This window comes from Sporichthya brevicatena (assembly GCF_039525035.1).
GTDB classification, from domain to species: Bacteria; Actinomycetota; Actinomycetes; order Sporichthyales; family Sporichthyaceae; genus Sporichthya; species Sporichthya brevicatena.
This window is the reverse complement of record NZ_BAAAHE010000011.1, coordinates 3,942-21,590: the sequence shown is the minus strand read 5'-3', so window position 1 is coordinate 21,590 and position 17,649 is coordinate 3,942. Positions and strand designations below refer to the sequence as shown.

The window sequence follows — 17,649 nt, the reverse complement described above, 5'->3', positions numbered from 1 at the left end:
GCCCGCAGAAAGGATGGCTTTCCCATGGGCGATCTGATCGACACCACCGAGATGTACCTCCGGACGATCTTCGAGCTGGAGGAAGAGGGTGTGGTGCCGCTGCGCGCCCGGATCGCGGAGCGCCTGAGCCAGAGCGGCCCGACGGTCAGTCAGACGGTCGCACGCATGCAGCGTGACGGTCTCGTCACCGTGCAGGGCGACCGGCACCTGGAGCTGACCGAGCGCGGCCGCGAGTACGCGGTCCGCGTCATGCGGAAGCACCGGCTCGCGGAGTGCCTGCTGGTCCAGGTCATCGGGATCGAGCCGGCCGAGGTGCACGCCGAGGCCTGCAAGTGGGAGCACGTGCTCTCCGAGTCCGTCGAGCGCAAGATCCTCTCGCTGCTGAACCACCCGACCCAGTCGCCGTACGGCAACCCGATCCCGGGGCTCGACGAACTCGGCGACGACCGTCCCGACGACGACTTCCTCGAGGGCCTGCAGCCGCTCCACCAGGTCGCGACCGCCGACGGTGTCTCCGTCGTGGTGCGCCGCATCGCGGAACCGGCGCAGGACGACCTCGCCGTGGTGCGCGGCATGTTCCGCGCGGGCGTCCGTCCGGGTGGTTCCGTCGTGGCGCGGACCGCCCCCGGCGGCGTGCTGGTCGGTCAGGCCGGGGAGACGATCGAACTCGATCCGCACATCGCCTCGCACGTGTTCGTCGAGGTCCTCGCGGGGGCCTCCGCCTGAGCGAGCGCGCCCGGGCCGACGTCGTGTCGGCGGTGGCCGGCATGGTCGCCGCCGGGCTGGTCGTCGGCACCGCCGGGAACGTGAGCGTCCGTGACGGCGACGTCGTCGCCGTCACGCCGAGCGGGCTCGACTACGACCGGCTGAGCCCGGCCGACGTCGGTCTGCACGCCCTCGACGGCACCGCGCTCGACGCCCGGCACCGGCCGTCGTCGGAGCTGCCGCTGCACCTCGCGGTCTACGCCGCCACCGACGCCGGGGCGGTCGTGCACACCCACTCCCCGGCCGCGACGGCGCTGACGCTGCTGGTCGACGAGCTGCCGGCCGTCCACTACTACGTCGCGATGTTCGGCGGCCCGGTCCGGGTCGCGCCGTACCACCCGTTCGGCTCGCCCGAGCTCGCCGCCGCGACGGCCGAGGCGCTCGACGGGCGGCGCGGGGCGCTGCTCGCACATCACGGTGCGGTCACGATCGGGGCCGACGTCGGGCAGGCGCTCGAGCTCGCGATCGTCCTGGAATGGCTCGCTGACGTGTACCTCCGTGCCGCGGCGGCCGGCACGCCCCGCGTCCTGCCGCCCGCCGCGCTGGCCCAGGCGGACGCCGCACTCGCGGCGTACCGAGCGGCGCGCCCGCGTCCCGAATAGGCTTTTCCGCATGTCGACGACGTCCCGCGCCCTGCGCGCCGCCGCCCTGTCCGCCGCTGCCGTGCTCGCCCTGACCGCCTGCGGGGGCGACGACAACGATCCGCTGGGCGGGCCGGCGAGCAGCCCCGCGGCCGGGGGCATCGGCGGCGTCGCGACGATCCCGGACGCGGCGACGAAGAACACCGACGCCGGCGCCGAGGCCTTCGCGAAGTACTACTTCGAGGAGGTCCTGAACAAGGCCTACGCCTCGGGCAACATCTCGACGCTGATCAAGTACACGCACCCGCAGTGCATCATCTGCCGCGCCACGGTCGGCGACATCGCCACCGCCTGGGCCCGCGGCAAGAGCGACGGCGGCCAGGTCACGGTGAGCTCGGTCGACGCCTCCAAGGCGCAGAACGTCACCAACGTCGAGCTCAAGCTGACGAAGACCCGCTACGTCGAGCTCGACCGCGACGGCAAGAACGTCTTCTCGACGCCGGCGCAGAACAACCTGAGCTTCCTGGTCCAGCTGCAGTGGAACAACAGCGAGAAGAGTTGGGTCGTGCGGGAGATCGTTCCGCCGGCGCTGCGCAAGGGCGGCAGCGCGTCGGCGACCCCGACGCCGTAAGGGTTCCCGACCCCATAAGCTCTTCGGCGTGCTCGGTCCTTTCGTCGCCCGTCACGTCGGCCCCTCCGATGCCGAACAGGCGACGATGCTCGCCGCCCTCGGCTACGACTCGCTGACGGCCCTCGCCACCGCGGCCGTGCCGGACTCGATCCGGCTGCCCTTCGAGGACGGGGCACCGCTCGCGGTGCCACCGGCCCTGTCCGAGGACGAGGTCCTCGCCGAGATCCGCGCGCTGTCGAGCCGGAACACGGTGCGTCAGCAGATGATCGGTCTGGGTTACTACGAGACCGCGACCCCGGGCGTGATCCTGCGCAAGGTGCTGGAGAACCCGGGCTGGTACACGGCCTACACGCCGTACCAGCCCGAGATCTCGCAGGGCCGGCTCGAAGTTCTGCTCGCCTTCCAGACCGTGGTCTCGGACCTGATGGGCCTGGCGATCGCCAACGCCTCGCTGCTCGACGAGGGCACCGCGGTCGCCGAGGCCGTGACGCTGATGCGCCGCTCGGTGCGCGGGATGCCCGACGCCCGTGTCGTCCTCGACGCCGACTGCCTGCCCCAGACCGTCGAGGTCGTCCGCACGCGCTGTGAGGCGCTCGGGATCGACGTCGAGGTCGCGGACCTGACCGCCGGGATCCCGGACGGGGAGGTGTTCGGCGTCGTCGTGCAGTACCCGGGTGCGAGCGGCCGGCTGCGCTCCCGTGCGGACTACGCGGCGCTCGCGGACGCCGCCCACGAACGCGGCGCCATGATCACGGCCGCCGCCGACCTGCTGGCCTGCACGCTGATCGAGGCCCCCGGGTCGTGGGGCGCGGACATCGCCGTCGGCAGCGCGCAGCGCTTCGGTGTCCCGCTGGGCTTCGGTGGCCCGCACGCGGGGTTCGTCGCGGTGCGCGCGGGGCTGGAGCGGGCGCTGCCCGGCCGCCTCGTCGGCCTGTCGGTCGACTCCGCCGGTCGTCCGGCGTACCGGCTCGCGCTGCAGACGCGTGAGCAGCACATCCGCCGTGAGAAGGCGACGTCGAACATCTGCACCGCGCAGGTGCTGCTGGCGGTCATCGCCGCGCTGTACGCGATCTACCACGGGCCGGAGGGGCTGACCGCGATCGCGCGCCAGGTCCACGGCCGGGCCAAGGCGATCGCCGACGGGCTGCGACACGCGGGCATCCGTCTCGTCCACGACCACTTCTTCGACACCCTGCTCGTCTCGGTGCCGGGGCGCGCGTCGACCGTTGTCGCCAACGCCCGACGGGCCGACATCAACCTCGGCCAGGACGGCCCGGACCGCGTGCGCATCGCGTGCGGCGAGACGACGACCTTCGCCCACGTCGCGGCCGTGCTCGCCGCGTTCGGCGCCGTCCCCGTGACGGGCGACGACGTCACCGTCGGCGACCTCTACCCGGAGGACCTCGGGCGGACGACGCCGTTCCTCACCGCCTCGGTGTTCCACGAGCACCGCAGCGAGACCGCGATGCTGCGCTACGTCCGCAAGCTCGCGAACAAGGACTACGCGCTCGACCGCGGGATGATCCCGCTCGGCTCCTGCACGATGAAGCTCAACGCGACGACCGAGATGGAGCCGATCACCTGGCCCCGCTTCGGCGCGATCCACCCGTTCGCCCCGGCCGAGGACTGGCCGGGCTACCTCACGCTGATCCGCGACCTGGAGTACTGGCTCGCCGAGCTCACCGGCTACGACCGGGTCTCGCTGCAGCCGAACGCCGGGTCGCAGGGTGAGCTCGCGGGCCTGCTGGCGATCCGCGCGTTCCACAAGGCGAACGGCCACGCCGAGCGCGACGTCTGCCTGATCCCCGCGTCCGCGCACGGCACGAACGCGGCGTCCGCGGTGATGGCCGGCATGCGCGTGGTCGTGGTGGCGGCGAACGACGCCGGTGAGGTCGACCTCGACGACCTGCGCGCCAAGATCGACGCGCACCGCGAGCGGCTCGCGGCGATCATGGTCACCTACCCGTCGACGCACGGCGTCTTCGAGGACGGCATCCGCGAACTGTGCGACCTCGTCCACTCCGCCGGTGGTCAGGTCTACATCGACGGTGCGAACTTCAACGCCCTCCTCGGGCTGGCCAAGCCCGGCGAGTTCGGCGGCGACGTCTCCCACCTGAACCTGCACAAGACCTTCTGCATCCCGCACGGTGGTGGCGGGCCGGGCGTCGGCCCGGTCGCGGTGAAGGCGCACCTCGCGCCGTACCTGCCCAACCACCCGCTGGTGGCGGAGGCGGGCCCGGCCACCGGCGTCGGCCCGATCTCGGCCGCTCCGTTCGGCAGCGCGGGCATCCTGCCGATCCCGTGGGCGTACATCCGCCTGATGGGGCCGGACGGTCTGCTGCGCGCGACGCAGGTCGCGATCCTCGCCGCGAACTACGTGGCGGCCCGGCTCGGCAAGCACTTCCCCGTGCTCTACACCGGCCGCAACGGCCTGGTCGCGCACGAGTGCATCCTCGACCTGCGGCCGATCACCAAGGCCACCGGCGTCACCGTCGACGACGTCGCGAAGCGCCTGATCGACTACGGCTTCCACGCGCCGACGGTCTCCTTCCCCGTCGCGGGCACGCTGATGGTCGAACCGACCGAGAGCGAGGACCTCGGCGAGCTCGACCGCTTCTGCGACGCGATGATCGCGATCGCGGGGGAGATCGACCGCGTCGCCGCCGGGGAGTGGCCGGCCGACGACAACCCGCTGCGGAACGCGCCGCACACCGCGGACGTCCTCGCCGCCGCCGAGTGGACCCGCCCGTACTCCCGCGAGGAGGCGGTGTTCCCGAACCCGGCGGTGCGGGCCGACAAGTACTGGCCGCCGGTCGGACGGATCGACGGGGCGTACGGCGACCGGAATTTGGTCTGCTCCTGCCCGAGCGTCGAGGAACTGGCTGCGGACTAGTCCTTAGGCTGTCGGCGACATGAAGTTCTGGGCGACCGTGGCAGCACTCGGACTGGTCGCCCTGGCCGGGTGCGGTGGCGGCGGCGGACCCCGCGTCGCGACGGCCCTGCCGCCGGAACTGCTCGAGGTCCTGACGACGCAGGTCGACTGCGCCGGCGCCCCGCTGGTCCAGGTCCGCCAGCACCGCTACGACTTCACCACCGACGGGGTCGAGGACGCGCTGGTCGCCGTCCGCTGCGACTCCGGCGCCGGGGCCCCGCCGTCGGCGGTGTTCGCGATCGCGGCCGGTCCGGACGGGCCGGAGGTGGTCGACGAGCTGCTCGACGCCGACGACGGCGAGGTCGTGAAGGACCTGTCGGCCGTCGGCCCGAACGCGGTGGTCACGACCTTCGGATTCGGCCCCAACGCCCCGCGTTGCTGCCCTGACCTGGAGATTTCCCACACCTACCGCTGGGACGGCGCCACCTTCGGTGAGCCCACGACCCGCTCGAGCCCGCTCCCCGAAGCCCCGCCGGAGTGAGGACCTAGGGTTCTCGCAGTGCCCGGTGCGGCCGGGCAGGCTGACCCGAGAAGGAGTTCGTCCATGAGCAGGTTCGACGGCAAGGTCGCGATCGTGACCGGCGCGGCCCAGGGGATCGGCGCGGCCACCGCGACGCGCTTCGCGTTCGAGGGCGCGACCGTCGCGGTCGTCGACATCACCGCGGAGCGCGGCGCCGACACCGTGGCCGAGATCGAGAAGGGCGGCGGCAAGGCCGTCGCGTTCGGCATCGACGTCTCGAACTCCGCGTCGGTCACCGCCGGCGTCGAGGAGATCGTCGCGCAGTTCGGCGGGGTCGACATCCTCGTCAACAACGCGGGCGTCACCCGCGACAACATGCTGTTCAAGATGACCGAGGAGGACTGGGATCTCGCGGTCGATGTCAGCCTCAAGGGCGCGTTCCTGATGGCTCAGGCCGCGCAGCGTCACATGGTGCCCAAGAAGTCGGGCAAGATCGTCTCGCTGTCGTCGATCTCCGCGCTCGGCAACCGCGGCCAGTCGAACTACTCCGCCGCCAAGGCCGGCATCCAGGGCCTGACGGCGACGATGGCGCTCGAGCTCGCGCGCTACAACATCAACGTCAACGCGGTCGCTCCCGGCTTCGTCGACACCGCGATGACCCGCGCGACCGCCGTCCGCATGGGCCTGGACCCGGAGGAGTTCGTCGCCGCCGGTGCGGCCGCGACCCCGATCGGCCGCGTCGCCCAGCCTGACGACATCGCCTCGGTCATCGCGTTCCTCGCCTCGGAGGACGCCCGCCACATCGTCGGCCAGACGATCTACGTCCACGGCGGCAAGTGGGGCGTCTGAGCCTTGGCCAAGGACATCGACTGGGACGCGCGGTACGCCGCGGATCCCGCGTTGTGGGGGGAACAGCCGAACCAGTTCGTCCGGGCCCGCGTCGCCGACGCGGAGCCCGGGCGGGCGGTCGACCTCGCGTGCGGCAACGGCCGTAACGCGGTCTGGCTCGCGCGGCGCGGCTGGCACGTCGAGGCGGTCGACATCTCCTCGGTCGCGATCGAGCAGGCGCAGCAGCGGTCCGAGCGCGCCGGCGTGCACGTGGACTGGGAGGTCGGCGACGTCCTGGCCTGGACGCCGGCCGAGCCGCTGGACCTCGTCCTGATCGTGTACCTGCACATGGAGATGCCCGAGCTCACCGGCGTCATCGCCCGAGCGGCGACGTGGCTGCGCCCGGGCGGCCGGCTGCTCTACGTCGGCCACTCCCGCACGAATCTGACGCGGGGTGTGGGTGGGCCGTCGAACCCGGAAGTGCTCGCGGAGATCGCGGACCTCGCCGGCGCCGCCGAGGGTCTGCGGGTGCTCGCGCTGCAGCACCTGCTGCGGGAGACCGAGGCCGGGACGGCCGTCGACATCCTGCTCGAGGTCACCACCTGGGACGGCCCGGAGCCCACGGGGAATCCCGACCCCGGTCACCTGAAGCCGCCCGCCCCGTGAGCGTCCTCGTGGTCACCGGCGGCGGGCGCGGCATCGGCGCCGCCACCGCCCGCGCCGCTGCGGCGGCCAGCTGGGATTTGTGCCTGGGCTACCGCGCGGACCGGGCGGCGGCCGAGGCCGTCGCTGCGGATTGCGCGGCGCTCGGCGTGCAGACGGCTGTCGTGCAGGCCGACGTCGCGATGGAGATGGACGTCATCGACCTGTTCGTCCAGGCCGAGGAACTCGGCCCGGTGCGCGGACTTGTCAACAACGCAGGCATTGTGACGCCCCGTAAGACGGTGGCCGAGCTGGAGTCCGAGGACCTCGAGGAGGTCTTTGGTGTGAACGTCTTCGGGGCGTTCTTCTGCGCCCGCGAGGCCGTCCGGCTGATGCAGCGCGACGGCGAGGGCGGGGCGATCGTCAACGTCTCGTCCCGGGCCGCGGTGCTCGGCTCGCCGGGGGAGTACGTCGACTACGCGGCCTCGAAGGCCGCCGTGGACGCCCTGACGACCGGCCTGGCCAAGGAGGTCGCCGGCGACGGGATCCGCGTCAACGCCGTCCGGCCGGGACTGATCGAGACCGAGATCCACGCCTCGGTCGGCCGCCCCGAGCGACTCGTCGAGCTCGCCCCCACCGTCCCCCTCGGCCGCCCCGGCACCGCCGACGAGGTCGCGGGCGCGATCGTCTGGCTCCTCTCCCCGGCCGCCTCCTACGTCACCGGCGCGTTCCTCGACATCGGCGGCGGCCGCTGATCCCTCCCCCCTCGACCTGTGGAAAAGAAAGGGTGACACCCCTTACTGCGCAGTAAGGGGTGTCACCCTTTCTTCACATCACGCCATCAGGGTGGCGGCGAGGGTGCCGCCGAGCTCCCAGCAGGCCTCGAGGTCGTCCTTGGTCGGGGAGCCGGAGACCTCGACGGTCGCGGCGGCCTTGGTCCAGCCGAGCCCGTCGGCGATCGACTCGACGGCTCGGACGGCGCCCTCGGTCCCGAGGTTGCCGTGGACGTAGAGGCCGTACGGGCGGCCCTTCGTGTCGTCGAGGACCGGGTAGTAGATCTGGTCGAAGAAGTGCTTCAGGGCCCCGGACATGTACCCGATGTTCGCCGGGGTGCCGAGGACGAGGCCGTCGCAGGAGAGGACGTCCGACGCCGTCGCCGCCAGCGCCGCCCGGCGGACGACCTCCACCCCGGTGATCTCCGGGTCGCTCGCGCCCCGGACCACGGCGTCGAGCAGTTCCGACGTCGCCGGTGACGGGGTGTGGTGGACGATCAGCAACCGGGCCATGGGCCCTTTCCTACCCCAGCCTCAGCGCAGGCTGCAGGTCAGGTGGATCCGCCTCCCGCTGCGGAGCACGAACGTCGCCGAGATGTCGACGGTGTAGCCCTCGTCGACGAACCGCGTGCTGGTGCGGAACGACGGCGGCAGCGTCCGACGCCGGTCACGCCACTCCCCGCCGCCGAGGTTCTCGCTCGGTTGCCCGCCGCCCGAGGCCCCACCGAACACCCGCTTCACCCGGGGCGCGGTGAAGTTGCCGGTCCCGTCGCGGTGAGTGACGCGGACGACGGTGTAGCGGCCGTTGTCCCGGGCCTTGATGCGGACCTTCTGGCCGTACTTCGTCTTCGAGCAGTTGGTGATGACGTCCTGCGCCGGCCGGGCGGTGGGGGCGGCGGAGGCGATCGGCGCGGCCGAGAGCGGCAGGGCGACGGCGGTCGCGAGCAGAGCGAGGCGGGTGCGCATCGGTTCCCTTCGCAGGACGGGCCGGGTCAGTGCGCCCGGCAGGCGAGCTTGATCTTCTTGCCGCTGCGGAGGGTGAAGGTCGTGCCGATGATCGTGATGTACTCGCGCGGCCCGGTGCGGAACGAGTAGGCGGACCCCGCGCTCTCCAGCGTCGCAGCGCTGCCGATCTCGCGGCCGCGACGGTCCGGCGGGACCCACTCGGACTCGCGGTAGATCCAGGTCTGCGTCGCGCTCACGCGCGGCTCGCGGAAGTTCCCCGCCGCGTCGCGGTGGCTGACGCGGACGTTCATGCCGGCGCGGCCCTCGTCGCGGATCTTGATCCGCACCTTGACGCCGTGCTTCGTCATCACGCAGTTCGTGACGGTGGCGCCCTTCTTCGGCGCGGCCGACGCCGGCTGGGCGACGAGCAGGGCAGGCGCGAGCAGCGCCGCGCCGGCGAGCAGAGCAATCGGGGTTCGCATGGGGTCCTCCGCCGTCAGGATGTGGCGGCGGCCCCGCCCTTGAGACCGGCTTGGTGTAATGCCGACCGAGAGCGGAGCCAACGAGCCGTCAGAAACGGTCAGAGCAGACGATTCCGGCCCTGCTCCAGCTCCAGGAGCGTCTGCTTGCGGGACAGCCCGCCGCCGTAGCCGACGAGCTTCCCCGACGACCCGATCACGCGGTGGCACGGCACGACCACGGAGATGGGATTGCGCCCGTTCGCGAGGCCGACGGCGCGGGAGGCGGTGGGCTGGCCGATCCGTCGGGCGAGCTCGCCGTAGGAGATCGTCTCGCCGTACGGAATCTCGCACAGTGCGGCCCACACGCGGCGCTGGAACGGCGTGCCGTCCGCGGCGAGCGGGAGGTCGAACGTCGTGCGCTCGCAGGCGAAGTACTCGCCGAGCTGCCGGTCGGCCTCCTTGAGGACGACGCTGGTGCCGTCGTCCGCGGGGCCGAAGCGCTCGGCGGGCGGGAGGTGTCTCGCGTCGTCCATGTAGATCCCGACGACGGTCTCGCCGTCGGCGACGACGGTCATCGGGCCGATGGGTGAGTCGACGACGACGTGCGTGCGGGTCATACCGAATCCTCTCGCGGCAGGACGTTGACGGGGTGGGTGCCGGTGGCCCACAGGTGCTGGACGGCGTACGCGCGCCAGGGCCGCCAGGCGGCCGAGCGCAGAGCGAGGGCGCCGGGGGATTCCGGCAGCCCGAGGCCGGCGGCCGCCTGGCGGACGCCGAGGTCGGTGGCCGGGAAGGCGTCCGGGTCGCCGAGGACGCGCATGGCGACCACCTCGACGGTCCAGGGCCCGACGCCGGGCAGGGCGGTCAGCTCGGCCCGGGCGGCGCTGTGGTCGGCGCCGAGGCCGAGGTCGAGGCGGCCGTCGGCGAGGGCGGAGACGAGCCCGGCCAGGGTGCGGCGTCGGGACTCGGGCACGGCGAGCGTCGCCGGGTCGAGGTCGGCCAGGGCCTTCGTCGACGGGAACAGGTGTGTCAGGTCGCCGTCGGGGTCGTCGACGGGCTCGCCGAGGGCGGTGACCAGCCGCGCGGCGTGCGTGCGCGCCGCGGCCGTCGAGACCTGCTGGCCGAGGACGGCCCGGACGGCGAACTCCTCCCCGTCGGTCGTGCGCGGGACGCGGCGCCCGGGGGCGGCCGCGACCAGCGGGGCGAGCAGCGGGTCCGCGGACAGGGCGGTGTCGATCGCCACCGGGTCGGCGTCGAGGTCGAGCAGCCAGCGGCACCGGTTGATCGCGACCTGCAGGTCCCGCAGGTCGGTCAGCCGCAGCCGGGCCGGGATGTGCCCGGTGACGGGGAGCTCGCCGTCCTGAGGGGGCGTCAGTTCGACGATGCCCGGGCCGTGGGGCAGTCGGAGCGTCCGTCGGTAGGCCCCACCACGCCACTCCTCGACGCCGGGGACGCCGGTGGCGGCCAGGTGACCGAAGAGGTTGTCGGGGAACAGCGGTCCGCGGAACGGCAGCCGGAGGCTGAGGGCACCGGGGGCTCCGACGGCGGGGCGTCCTTTCGCCCGCCGGCGCAGGTCGGTGGGCGAGAGGGCGAACACCTCTGCGACGGTCGTGTTGAACGCGCGGATGCTCGCGAATCCGGCCGCCGCGGCGACGTCGGTCATCGGGAGGTCGGTGGTCTCGATGAGCAGCCGCGCGGTCTGCGCCCGCTGTGCGCGGGCGATCGCGAGCGGCCCGGCGCCGAGCTCGGTCAGCAGCTGTCGCTGTACCTGCCGGACGCTGTAGCCGAGGCGCGCCGCGAGCCCCGGGACGCCGTCGCGGTCCACGACGCCGTCGGCGATCAGGCGCATCGCGCGGGCGACCGCGTCGGTGCGGAAGTTCCACTCCGGGGAGCCGGGGCTCGCGTCCGGCCGGCACCGCTTGCAGGCGCGGTACCCGGCCTGCTGGGCGGCCGCCGCGCTGGGGAAGAACTCCAGGTTCCGGGCCAGCGGGTTCGCCGGGCACGAGGGCCGGCAGTAGATCCCGGTCGTCCGGACGGCGACGAAGAACCACCCGTCGAACCGCGGGTCCTTCGCTGCGACGGCCCGCAGGCAGGCGTCCCGATCGGTGTCCATGTCGTCCAGCCTGCGCCCCGCCCGCGGCGATTGCTAGCCGAAAAACGACATCAACCCTGCACTGAAGATGTCATCTCCATCGCGGGGGTCAGGAGGTCTGCGGGTTGAGCGTGGGGTGGAAGGACTCCCACTCGCGGAGCAGGTCGTCGGCGGCCTGCGGGCCGCGGCGCAGGTCGGCGCCGTACGCGCTGGCGACCACGCGGCGGTGGTCGGCGTCGGAGACCGCGCCGTGGATCGTCCGCGGGTGGTGCAGGACGACGTCGCCGACGTCGCACTCGGCGACCAGCCAGTCGGTCCCGGCGCCCGCGCCGCGGTGGGAGCCCCGCTGGTACCGGACCGCCCCGCCGTCGGCCTTCACGGCGTCGAGCGGGACCCAGAGCCGGACGACCTGCGAACCCATCACCGGGACGTACGGCGCTTCGCGGTTGACGGTCATCAGGTCGGTGGAGCCCGGGCGGGCGCCGACCATCTGGTCGACGTAGACGGTGACGCAACTGGCGCCGTGGAGCGCCTGGCGGGTCAGGCCGACGAGCGGGGCGTCGAGGGCCCAGGCCCGGAAGCCGGGGAGCTCGCGGCGCTCGTCGGAGGCGGCGACCTCGCTCATCACCCGGGCCACGGTGGCGGCCATCGTCGCGATCCACTCGTCGGTGAGGATCCCGCGCGCGATCGTGACACCGTCGCGCCGGAGGTCGTCGCGCTCGGCCTCGCTCAGCGCCCGCGTCAGGCCGGCGACGGGCAGCACCGTGGAGGGCATGAGCGGAGCCTAGGTGACGACGAGGTCGCGGGTCAGCTCCCCGACGGACCGGGCGCCGCACAACGCCATCGAGTTGGCGAGCTCCACCTGCAGCTCCTTCAGCATCGTCTCGACCCCGGCCGCTCCGCCGGTCGCGAGGCTCCACACCATCGGCCGGCCGACGAGGACGGCCCGTGCGCCCATCGCGACGGCCTTGAGGACGTCGGTCCCGGACCGCACCCCGCCGTCGACGTAGACCTCGGCGTCGCGCCCGACGGCGGCGACGACGTCGGGCAGCGCGTCGGCCCCGGCGATCGCGGTGTCCAGCTGCCGACCGCCGTGGTTGGAGACGACGACGCCGTCCGCTCCGGCGTCGACCGCGGCGCGGGCGTCGTCGCCGCGCAGGATGCCCTTGACGATCACCGGGAGGCCGGAGACCTCCTGCAGCCAAGCGATGTCACTGGGCGTCAGATTCGGGTCCATGTCCCGGCCGACCTGGGCGGCGAGGCCGGACTGACCCGCGACCGACGGCATCTCCAGGCCGAAGTTCGCGACTGTCAGACCCGGGGCGAGGGTGAACGAGTTCCGCTCGTCGCGGCGCCGTCGTCCGACGACGGGGAGGTCGACGGTCAGCACGAGCGCGCTGTAGCCCGCGTCGGCGGCGCGCTGAACCATCGCCTCGGTCATCGAGCGGTCCTTCTGGACGTAGACCTGCATCCAGCGCGGCCCGGCGACGGCGGCGATGTCCTCGAGTTTCATCGTCGCGACCGTCGAGGAGATGTACAGGCTCCCGGCCGCCGCGGTGCCGCGGGCGGCGTCGCACTCCCCGCCGGGGTGGGCCATCGCCTGGTACCCGACCGGCGCGACGAGCACCGGCAGCGCGACCGGCGTGCCGAGCACCGTCGTCGAGGTGTCGACCACCGAGACGTCGCGCAGCACCCGCGGGCGGAGGCGGATCCGGCGCCAGGCGGCGACGTTGTCGCGCAGGGTCTCCTCGTCGTCGGACCCGCCGGCGAAGTAGTCGTAGGCCATCGGTGCCAGCGCCTCGCGCGCGGCGGCTTCCAGGGGCTCGAAGTCCATGTGCGGATTCTGGCGTCCCGGGCGATCGCGGCGCCACGGGCCCGGGCGCGCCTACGATGTCGCGAATGACGGCCCCGGGCGCGGACGACCTCTCGACCGCGGCCATGCGCGCCATGGCGGCGCGGACGGACCCGGACCTGCTCGCCGCCGCCGTCAGCCGTGACACGGCCACCCACGTCTGGCCGGAGCACGTCCGGAACCCCGAGTTCCTCGACGCCCTGCGCAAGTCCGGGCGCGACAACGTCCGCGCTATCGTCGACGTCCTCGCCGGGCGGCTGCGCCTGGAGGACGTCAACCCCACCGGCGCACTCGCCTTCGCCGACCTGACCGCCGAGCTCGGCATCCCGGTCAGCGAGCTGGAGCGCGGGTACTGGGTCGGCGTCCGCGGGTTCTGGCGCGAGTGGTTCCGCCTCGCGCGCATCGAGGCCGCGAAGGGCGAAGGCACCCTCGAGGAGCTCGTCGGGCCCGCGACGATCGAGCTCCTCGACTACATCATTCACATCGTTGGGATCGTCGTCGCCCGCTACGACGCGGTGCGCGCGGAGATCCTCCGCAACCAGGAGGACCGCCGCCGGGCGCTGCTCGGTCAGATCCTCGGCGGGGCGATCTCGGCGCCGACGGGCGAGCTGGAGAACCTGCTGGGCTACCGCCTCCGGGGGACGCACCTGGCGCTCGCGCTGGAGGTCGACGAACGTGCCCAGGCCGAGCGTGTCGCGTCGACGCTGACCGAGACCTCCGGCGCCCTCGGCTCGTTGATGCTGCTGCACGCGCCGGGGACGTGGATGCTCTGGCTCGGTTATGCCGGCGCCGTCGGGCCGAAGGAGACCGCGGCTGTCGCGCGCGCCGCGGCGGCGACCGGGGCGACGATGGCGATCGGGGCCCCGGGCACGGGGTTGGACGGTCTGCGCCGGACATACGAGCAGGCCCTCGACGCCGCGCGGTTGCACCGGCGGATCGGCAAGCAGCCCCCGGTGTTGTGGTTCTCCGAGGTCCGCCTCGAGCTGCTGATGCTCCACGACGAGGACGCCGCGCGGCAGTTCGTCGCCGACGAGCTCGGCGAGCTGGCCGGTGCCGACGAGCGTGCCGAGCGCACCTGCGAGACCCTGCTCGCCTGGCTGACCACCGGCTCCCAGTCCCGCGCCGCGACCCGCCTCGGGGTCCACGAGAACACCGTCCGGATCCGGATCCGCCACGCGGAGGAGGTCCTCGCCCAGGGCCTGTCCGAACGCCGCGCCGAGGTCCTCGCCGCCCTCCGCCTCCGCCGGCTCCTCGGCCCGCCCGGCCCCCGCTGACGCCGGTGGAAAAGAAAGGGTGACACCCCTTACTGCGCAGTAAGGGGTGTCACCCTTTTGTGACAGGGGTGATGGCGCGCGTCAGACGAGCGAGGCGAGCCACCCGTGGTCGACGACGAACGCGGAGCCGGTGGAGAACCGGTACCGCTCGCTGGCGAGGAAGACCGCCAGCGGGGTGACGTCGGAGACCTGACCCATCCGGCCCTGCTTCTGGCTGATGATCTGATCGAACGGGACGCCGAGCGCCGCCTCGAACGTCGGCACGGCCTCCTGGACCAGGACGGTGTCCAGGAACGTCGGGCACATCGCGTTGACGCGGACGTTGTGGGCGCGGAACTCGGTCGCCGCCGTCTTGCAGAGGTTGATCACGCCGGCCTTGGCGGCCGCGTAGTCACCGATGAGGGCGGAGCCCTTGAAGCCGGTGATCGAGGCCATGCCGATGATCGAGCCGCCACCGGTCGCCGCCATCGCGAGCGCGGCCGCGCGGATCGTCAGGAAGACGCCGTCGAGGTTGACCGACGTGACCTTCCGCCACTCCGCGAGGTTCATCTCCGCGAGGGCCATCGGGCGCCCGACTCCGGCGTTGGCGACGGCGATGTCGACCCGGCCGTGCTGGGCGACCGTGCCGTCGATGAGGGCCTGCACCGAGGCCTCGTCGGTGACGTCGCACTGGATCGCCGAGCCGCGGGACAGGCCCTTGGCCACCCGCTCCGCGCCCTCCCCGTCGATGTCCGAGACGACGACGATCGCGCCTTCCTTGTCGTAGGCCTCGGCGATCGCGGCACCGATGCCGCGGGCGGCGCCGGTGATGACCGCGACCTTGTCCTGAAGTTCGCCCTGAGCAGTCGTCACAGCAGGCTCCCGGTCAGTCCGCCGTCGAGGATGAAGTGCGCGCCGGTGATGAACCGCGCGTCGTCGGAGGCGAGGAACGCGGTGGTCTCCGCGACCTCCTCCGGCGTGCCGAGCCGCTGCTGCTTGAGGGCGACGACGTCGCTGAACGGCAGGCCGACGGCCTCGGTGAAGGGGTCGACCAGGCGCGCGACCATCTGCGTGTCGATGAATGACGGGCAGACGGCGTTCACGCGGATCCCGTGGTCACGCAGTTCGATCGCGGCGGTCTCGGTCAGGCGGAGCACCGCGCCCTTGGTCGCGCAGTAGCCGCCGAGCAGCGGGGCGCCGCCGAGACCGGCCACCGAGGCCATGTTGACGATCGCGCCGCCGCCGGAGGCCAACAGCGCGGGCACGGCGTGCTTGATGCCGAAGAACACGCCCTTGACGTTGACCGCCAGGAGCTTGTCGATGTCGGCCTCGGTGTGTTCGTGGAGCGGCTTGCCGATCTCGATGCCGGCGTTGTTCACGACGATGTCGATTCCGCCGAACTCGGAGACGGTCGCGTCGACGGCCGCCTGGACGTCGTCGGCCTTGGTCACGTCGCAGGCCAGGGAGGCCGCGCCGGGAAGTGCCGCGGCGGCCTTGGCGGCCCCCTCGGCGTCGATGTCGGTGAGGAGCACGCGGGCACCCCGCTCGGCGAAGAGCACCGCAATTGCGTGCCCCAGGCCCTGCGCGGCGCCGGTGACGAGGGCCCTCTTGCCCTGCAGGTCAGCCAGCATGGGCCCCACCCTAGGGCGACGTGGGTCACACGCAACATGTTGGAAACCAACACTCGGCCGCGTCCAGATCGTGCGAATTCGCCCTCGACCCTGCGTGACCAGGCCTTTAGTGTCTCGCGCCACAGGTGGATTCCGGAGAGGACGCGGGCGCATGCACGATTACACGATCGGCACCCTGTTGGAGCGGGCCTGCCGTGCGTACGGGCCGCGCATCGCCGTCGTCGACGGGGACCGCCGCATCACGTACTCCGAGCTCATCTCGACCGTCCGCCGCCACGGGCGTGCCCTGCTCGCAACCGGTCTTCGTCCCGGGGACCGGGTCGCGCTGCTCATGCCCGACCGGCCGGAACTGCTCTACGCGTACTACGGCGCCCTGTGGGCCGGCCTCGCCGTCGTCCCCCTGAACGCCCGCCTCGGCGCCGAGGACCAGGAGTACATCCTCACCGACTCCGGTGCGAAGGCGGTCGTCCACGACCGCGCGTACGTGGAGCGGCTCTCCGGCATCCTGGGCCGGACCTCGATCGAGCACCGCCTGGGCGTCGACGAGGACGCGATCCTCGACGGCGGATCGCCCCTGGGTCTGCTCGCGGACAAGGAGTCCGACGCGGCGGGTGTCCCGGCCGTCGCGCCGGACGACTTGTTCGGCATCTACTACACCGGTGGCACGACCGGGCGCCCCAAGGGCGTGGCGCACACGCATCGCACGTTCATCTCCGCCCTGCTCTCCGAGCTCCTCGAGCTCGGTCTCGGTGAGGCGGACGTGTTCGCGCACTGCGCGCCGCTGACACACGCCAGTGGTGGGTTCGTGCTGCCGGTGTGGATGCGCGGGGGCACCAACGTCGTCCTCGGTGGCTTCGACCCGGACAAGCTGCTGGCGGCGATCGAGACCGAGAAGGTCACCGCGACCCTGCTCGTCCCGACGATGATCTACGTCCTCCTGGACCACCCGGCGACGAAGACGGCCGACCTGTCCTCGCTCAAGACCATCGTTTACGGCGCCGCCCCGATGGGCCTGGAGCGCCTGATCGAGGGACTGGAGCGCTTCGGCCCGATCTTCGCCCAGCTCTACGGTCAGACCGAGGCGCCCAACCAGCTGACGGTCCTGACCAAGGACGACCACGCCGAGGCGCTGAGGACCCGTCAGTTCGAGCCGCTCAGTTCCTGCGGCCGGCCGGTGCTGATCGCGGACGTCCGCCTGCTCGACGACGACCTCAACGAGGTCCCGATGGGCGAGCCCGGCGAGATCTGCGCCCGCGGCCCGCACGTCATGACGGGCTACTGGAACCGCCCGGAGGAGACCGCCTCGACCCTGCGCGACGGCTGGCTCTGCACCGGCGACATCGCCAAGGCCGACGAGCGCGGCTTCCTCTACATCGTCGACCGCAAGAAGGACATGATCATCTCCGGCGGGTACAACGTGTACCCGAAGGAGGTCGAGGCGGCGCTGTTCACCCACCCCGCCGTCCGCGACGTCGCCGTCATCGGCGTGCCGGACGAGAAGTGGGGCGAGTCGGTGAAGGCGGTCGTCGTCGCCGACCCCGGCACGCCTGTCACGGCCGAGGAGCTCATCGCCTGGGTCAAGGAGCGCAAGGGCTCGGTGAACTGCCCGAAGACCGTCGACTTCGTCGAGGCGATCCCGCTCACCGCCGTCGGTAAGCACGACAAGCCCGCGCTGCGGAAGCAGTACTGGGGCGGCAAGACCCGCGCGGTCAACTAGGACATCCCCCGTTGCGTCCGGCCAACTGTGGCCTATGGGCCACAGTCCGCCGGACACATGGGGTGTCTAGGCCGAGCGCTCGACGG

Annotated in this window: 19 protein-coding genes; 10 read left to right on the top strand and 9 right to left on the bottom strand. The window is 72.5% G+C overall.

Annotated elements, in window-relative coordinates; genetic code table 11:
• Positions 1-24 precede the first annotated feature (24 nt).
• From ABD401_RS07630 to ABD401_RS07595, 8 genes are all read left to right on the top strand, one after another.
• Positions 25-726, top strand: coding sequence for an iron-dependent transcriptional repressor DtxR (locus ABD401_RS07630; RefSeq protein WP_344603252.1), 702 nt, complete (start codon positions 25-27; stop codon positions 724-726).
• A 23-nt stretch (positions 727-749) separates the two neighbouring features.
• Positions 750-1,367: a class II aldolase/adducin family protein gene (locus tag ABD401_RS07625; RefSeq protein ID WP_344603250.1), complete on the top strand. Its 618-nt coding sequence runs from the start codon at positions 750-752 to the stop codon at positions 1,365-1,367.
• Positions 1,368-1,377: 10 nt separating this feature from the next.
• A complete protein-coding gene (locus ABD401_RS07620) occupies positions 1,378-1,977 on the top strand; it encodes a DUF6318 family protein (RefSeq protein ID WP_344603248.1) in 600 nt (199 codons plus the stop codon).
• Positions 1,978-2,005: 28 nt separating this feature from the next.
• Positions 2,006-4,870: an aminomethyl-transferring glycine dehydrogenase gene (gene gcvP, locus ABD401_RS07615; RefSeq protein WP_344603246.1), complete on the top strand. Its 2,865-nt coding sequence runs from the start codon at positions 2,006-2,008 to the stop codon at positions 4,868-4,870.
• Positions 4,871-4,889: 19 nt separating this feature from the next.
• Positions 4,890-5,390, top strand: coding sequence for a hypothetical protein (locus ABD401_RS07610; protein WP_344603244.1), 501 nt, complete (start codon positions 4,890-4,892; stop codon positions 5,388-5,390).
• 63 nt (positions 5,391-5,453) lie between these two features.
• Entirely contained in the window at positions 5,454-6,218 is a 765-nt protein-coding gene (locus ABD401_RS07605) for an SDR family NAD(P)-dependent oxidoreductase (protein ID WP_344603242.1), read from the top strand.
• Between the two features lie 3 nt (positions 6,219-6,221).
• Positions 6,222-6,863: a class I SAM-dependent methyltransferase gene (locus tag ABD401_RS07600; RefSeq protein ID WP_344603240.1), complete on the top strand. Its 642-nt coding sequence runs from the start codon at positions 6,222-6,224 to the stop codon at positions 6,861-6,863.
• Positions 6,860-7,594 (top strand): SDR family oxidoreductase, encoded by a 735-nt coding sequence (locus tag ABD401_RS07595; RefSeq protein ID WP_344603238.1) that lies wholly within the window; start codon positions 6,860-6,862, stop codon positions 7,592-7,594. Before ABD401_RS07600 ends, ABD401_RS07595 begins: the two co-directional genes overlap by 4 nt.
• Positions 7,595-7,672: 78 nt before the next feature.
• On the opposite strand, the gene ABD401_RS07590 is transcribed toward ABD401_RS07595, so the two are convergent.
• The 7 genes from ABD401_RS07590 to ABD401_RS07560 all read right to left on the bottom strand — a co-directional run bounded on the left by ABD401_RS07590 (position 7,673) and on the right by ABD401_RS07560 (position 12,944).
• A complete protein-coding gene (locus tag ABD401_RS07590) occupies positions 7,673-8,125 on the bottom strand; it encodes a flavodoxin family protein (RefSeq protein WP_344603236.1) in 453 nt (150 codons plus the stop codon).
• A gap of 21 nt (positions 8,126-8,146) precedes the next feature.
• Complete coding sequence (locus ABD401_RS07585; protein ID WP_344603234.1) at positions 8,147-8,578, bottom strand: hypothetical protein; 432 nt, start codon at positions 8,576-8,578, stop codon at positions 8,147-8,149.
• Positions 8,579-8,604: 26 nt separating this feature from the next.
• Positions 8,605-9,039, bottom strand: a complete 435-nt coding sequence (locus tag ABD401_RS07580) for a hypothetical protein (RefSeq protein WP_344603232.1) — start codon at positions 9,037-9,039, stop codon at positions 8,605-8,607.
• Between the two features lie 98 nt (positions 9,040-9,137).
• The gene (locus tag ABD401_RS07575; RefSeq protein WP_344603230.1) at positions 9,138-9,635 is read right to left on the bottom strand and encodes a methylated-DNA--[protein]-cysteine S-methyltransferase; all 498 of its coding nucleotides are present in this window, start codon (positions 9,633-9,635) and stop codon (positions 9,138-9,140) included.
• A complete protein-coding gene (locus ABD401_RS07570; protein WP_344603228.1) occupies positions 9,632-11,131 on the bottom strand; it encodes a DNA-3-methyladenine glycosylase 2 family protein in 1,500 nt (499 codons plus the stop codon). Before ABD401_RS07570 ends, ABD401_RS07575 begins: the two co-directional genes overlap by 4 nt.
• A gap of 88 nt (positions 11,132-11,219) precedes the next feature.
• Positions 11,220-11,885 carry a phytanoyl-CoA dioxygenase family protein gene (locus tag ABD401_RS07565; RefSeq protein ID WP_344603226.1) on the bottom strand — a complete coding sequence of 222 codons (666 nt, stop codon included), beginning with the start codon at positions 11,883-11,885 and terminating at the stop codon, positions 11,220-11,222.
• Positions 11,886-11,894: 9 nt separating this feature from the next.
• Positions 11,895-12,944 (bottom strand): alpha-hydroxy acid oxidase, encoded by a 1,050-nt coding sequence (locus ABD401_RS07560; protein WP_344603224.1) that lies wholly within the window; start codon positions 12,942-12,944, stop codon positions 11,895-11,897.
• A gap of 65 nt (positions 12,945-13,009) precedes the next feature.
• On the opposite strand from ABD401_RS07560, the gene ABD401_RS07555 reads away from it, so the two are divergent.
• Positions 13,010-14,236, top strand: a complete 1,227-nt coding sequence (locus ABD401_RS07555) for a PucR family transcriptional regulator (RefSeq protein WP_344603222.1) — start codon at positions 13,010-13,012, stop codon at positions 14,234-14,236.
• 81 nt (positions 14,237-14,317) lie between these two features.
• Here the strand turns inward: ABD401_RS07555 and ABD401_RS07550 are convergent, their stop codons facing one another.
• A complete protein-coding gene (locus ABD401_RS07550; RefSeq protein ID WP_344603220.1) occupies positions 14,318-15,088 on the bottom strand; it encodes an SDR family oxidoreductase in 771 nt (256 codons plus the stop codon).
• Positions 15,085-15,843: an SDR family NAD(P)-dependent oxidoreductase gene (locus ABD401_RS07545; protein WP_344603535.1), complete on the bottom strand. Its 759-nt coding sequence runs from the start codon at positions 15,841-15,843 to the stop codon at positions 15,085-15,087. The genes ABD401_RS07550 and ABD401_RS07545 overlap by 4 nt, the downstream gene beginning before the upstream one ends.
• Before the next feature lie 154 nt (positions 15,844-15,997).
• Here ABD401_RS07545 and ABD401_RS07540 point away from each other — a divergent pair, with 154 nt between their 5' ends.
• A complete protein-coding gene (locus tag ABD401_RS07540) occupies positions 15,998-17,563 on the top strand; it encodes an AMP-binding protein (RefSeq protein ID WP_344603218.1) in 1,566 nt (521 codons plus the stop codon).
• Positions 17,564-17,649: the final 86 nt, after the last annotated feature.

Bases quoted from the DNA above. Each gene is read 5' to 3' on its own strand.
- ABD401_RS07620 (WP_344603248.1), top strand. From the start codon at position 1,378: ATGTCGACGACGTCCCGCGCCCTGCGCGCCGCCGCCCTGTCCGCCGCT.
- ABD401_RS07575 (WP_344603230.1), bottom strand. From the start codon at position 9,635: ATGACCCGCACGCACGTCGTCGTCGACTCACCCATCGGCCCGATGACC.
- ABD401_RS07610 (WP_344603244.1), top strand. From the start codon at position 4,890: ATGAAGTTCTGGGCGACCGTGGCAGCACTCGGACTGGTCGCCCTGGCC.
- ABD401_RS07590 (WP_344603236.1), bottom strand. From the start codon at position 8,125: ATGGCCCGGTTGCTGATCGTCCACCACACCCCGTCACCGGCGACGTCG.
- ABD401_RS07605 (WP_344603242.1), top strand. From the start codon at position 5,454: ATGAGCAGGTTCGACGGCAAGGTCGCGATCGTGACCGGCGCGGCCCAG.
- ABD401_RS07565 (WP_344603226.1), bottom strand. From the start codon at position 11,885: ATGCCCTCCACGGTGCTGCCCGTCGCCGGCCTGACGCGGGCGCTGAGC.
- ABD401_RS07540 (WP_344603218.1), top strand. From the start codon at position 15,998: ATGCACGATTACACGATCGGCACCCTGTTGGAGCGGGCCTGCCGTGCG.
- ABD401_RS07560 (WP_344603224.1), bottom strand. From the start codon at position 12,944: ATGGACTTCGAGCCCCTGGAAGCCGCCGCGCGCGAGGCGCTGGCACCG.
- ABD401_RS07555 (WP_344603222.1), top strand. From the start codon at position 13,010: ATGACGGCCCCGGGCGCGGACGACCTCTCGACCGCGGCCATGCGCGCC.
- ABD401_RS07585 (WP_344603234.1), bottom strand. From the start codon at position 8,578: ATGCGCACCCGCCTCGCTCTGCTCGCGACCGCCGTCGCCCTGCCGCTC.
- ABD401_RS07580 (WP_344603232.1), bottom strand. From the start codon at position 9,039: ATGCGAACCCCGATTGCTCTGCTCGCCGGCGCGGCGCTGCTCGCGCCT.
- ABD401_RS07570 (WP_344603228.1), bottom strand. From the start codon at position 11,131: ATGGACACCGATCGGGACGCCTGCCTGCGGGCCGTCGCAGCGAAGGAC.
- ABD401_RS07630 (WP_344603252.1), top strand. From the start codon at position 25: ATGGGCGATCTGATCGACACCACCGAGATGTACCTCCGGACGATCTTC.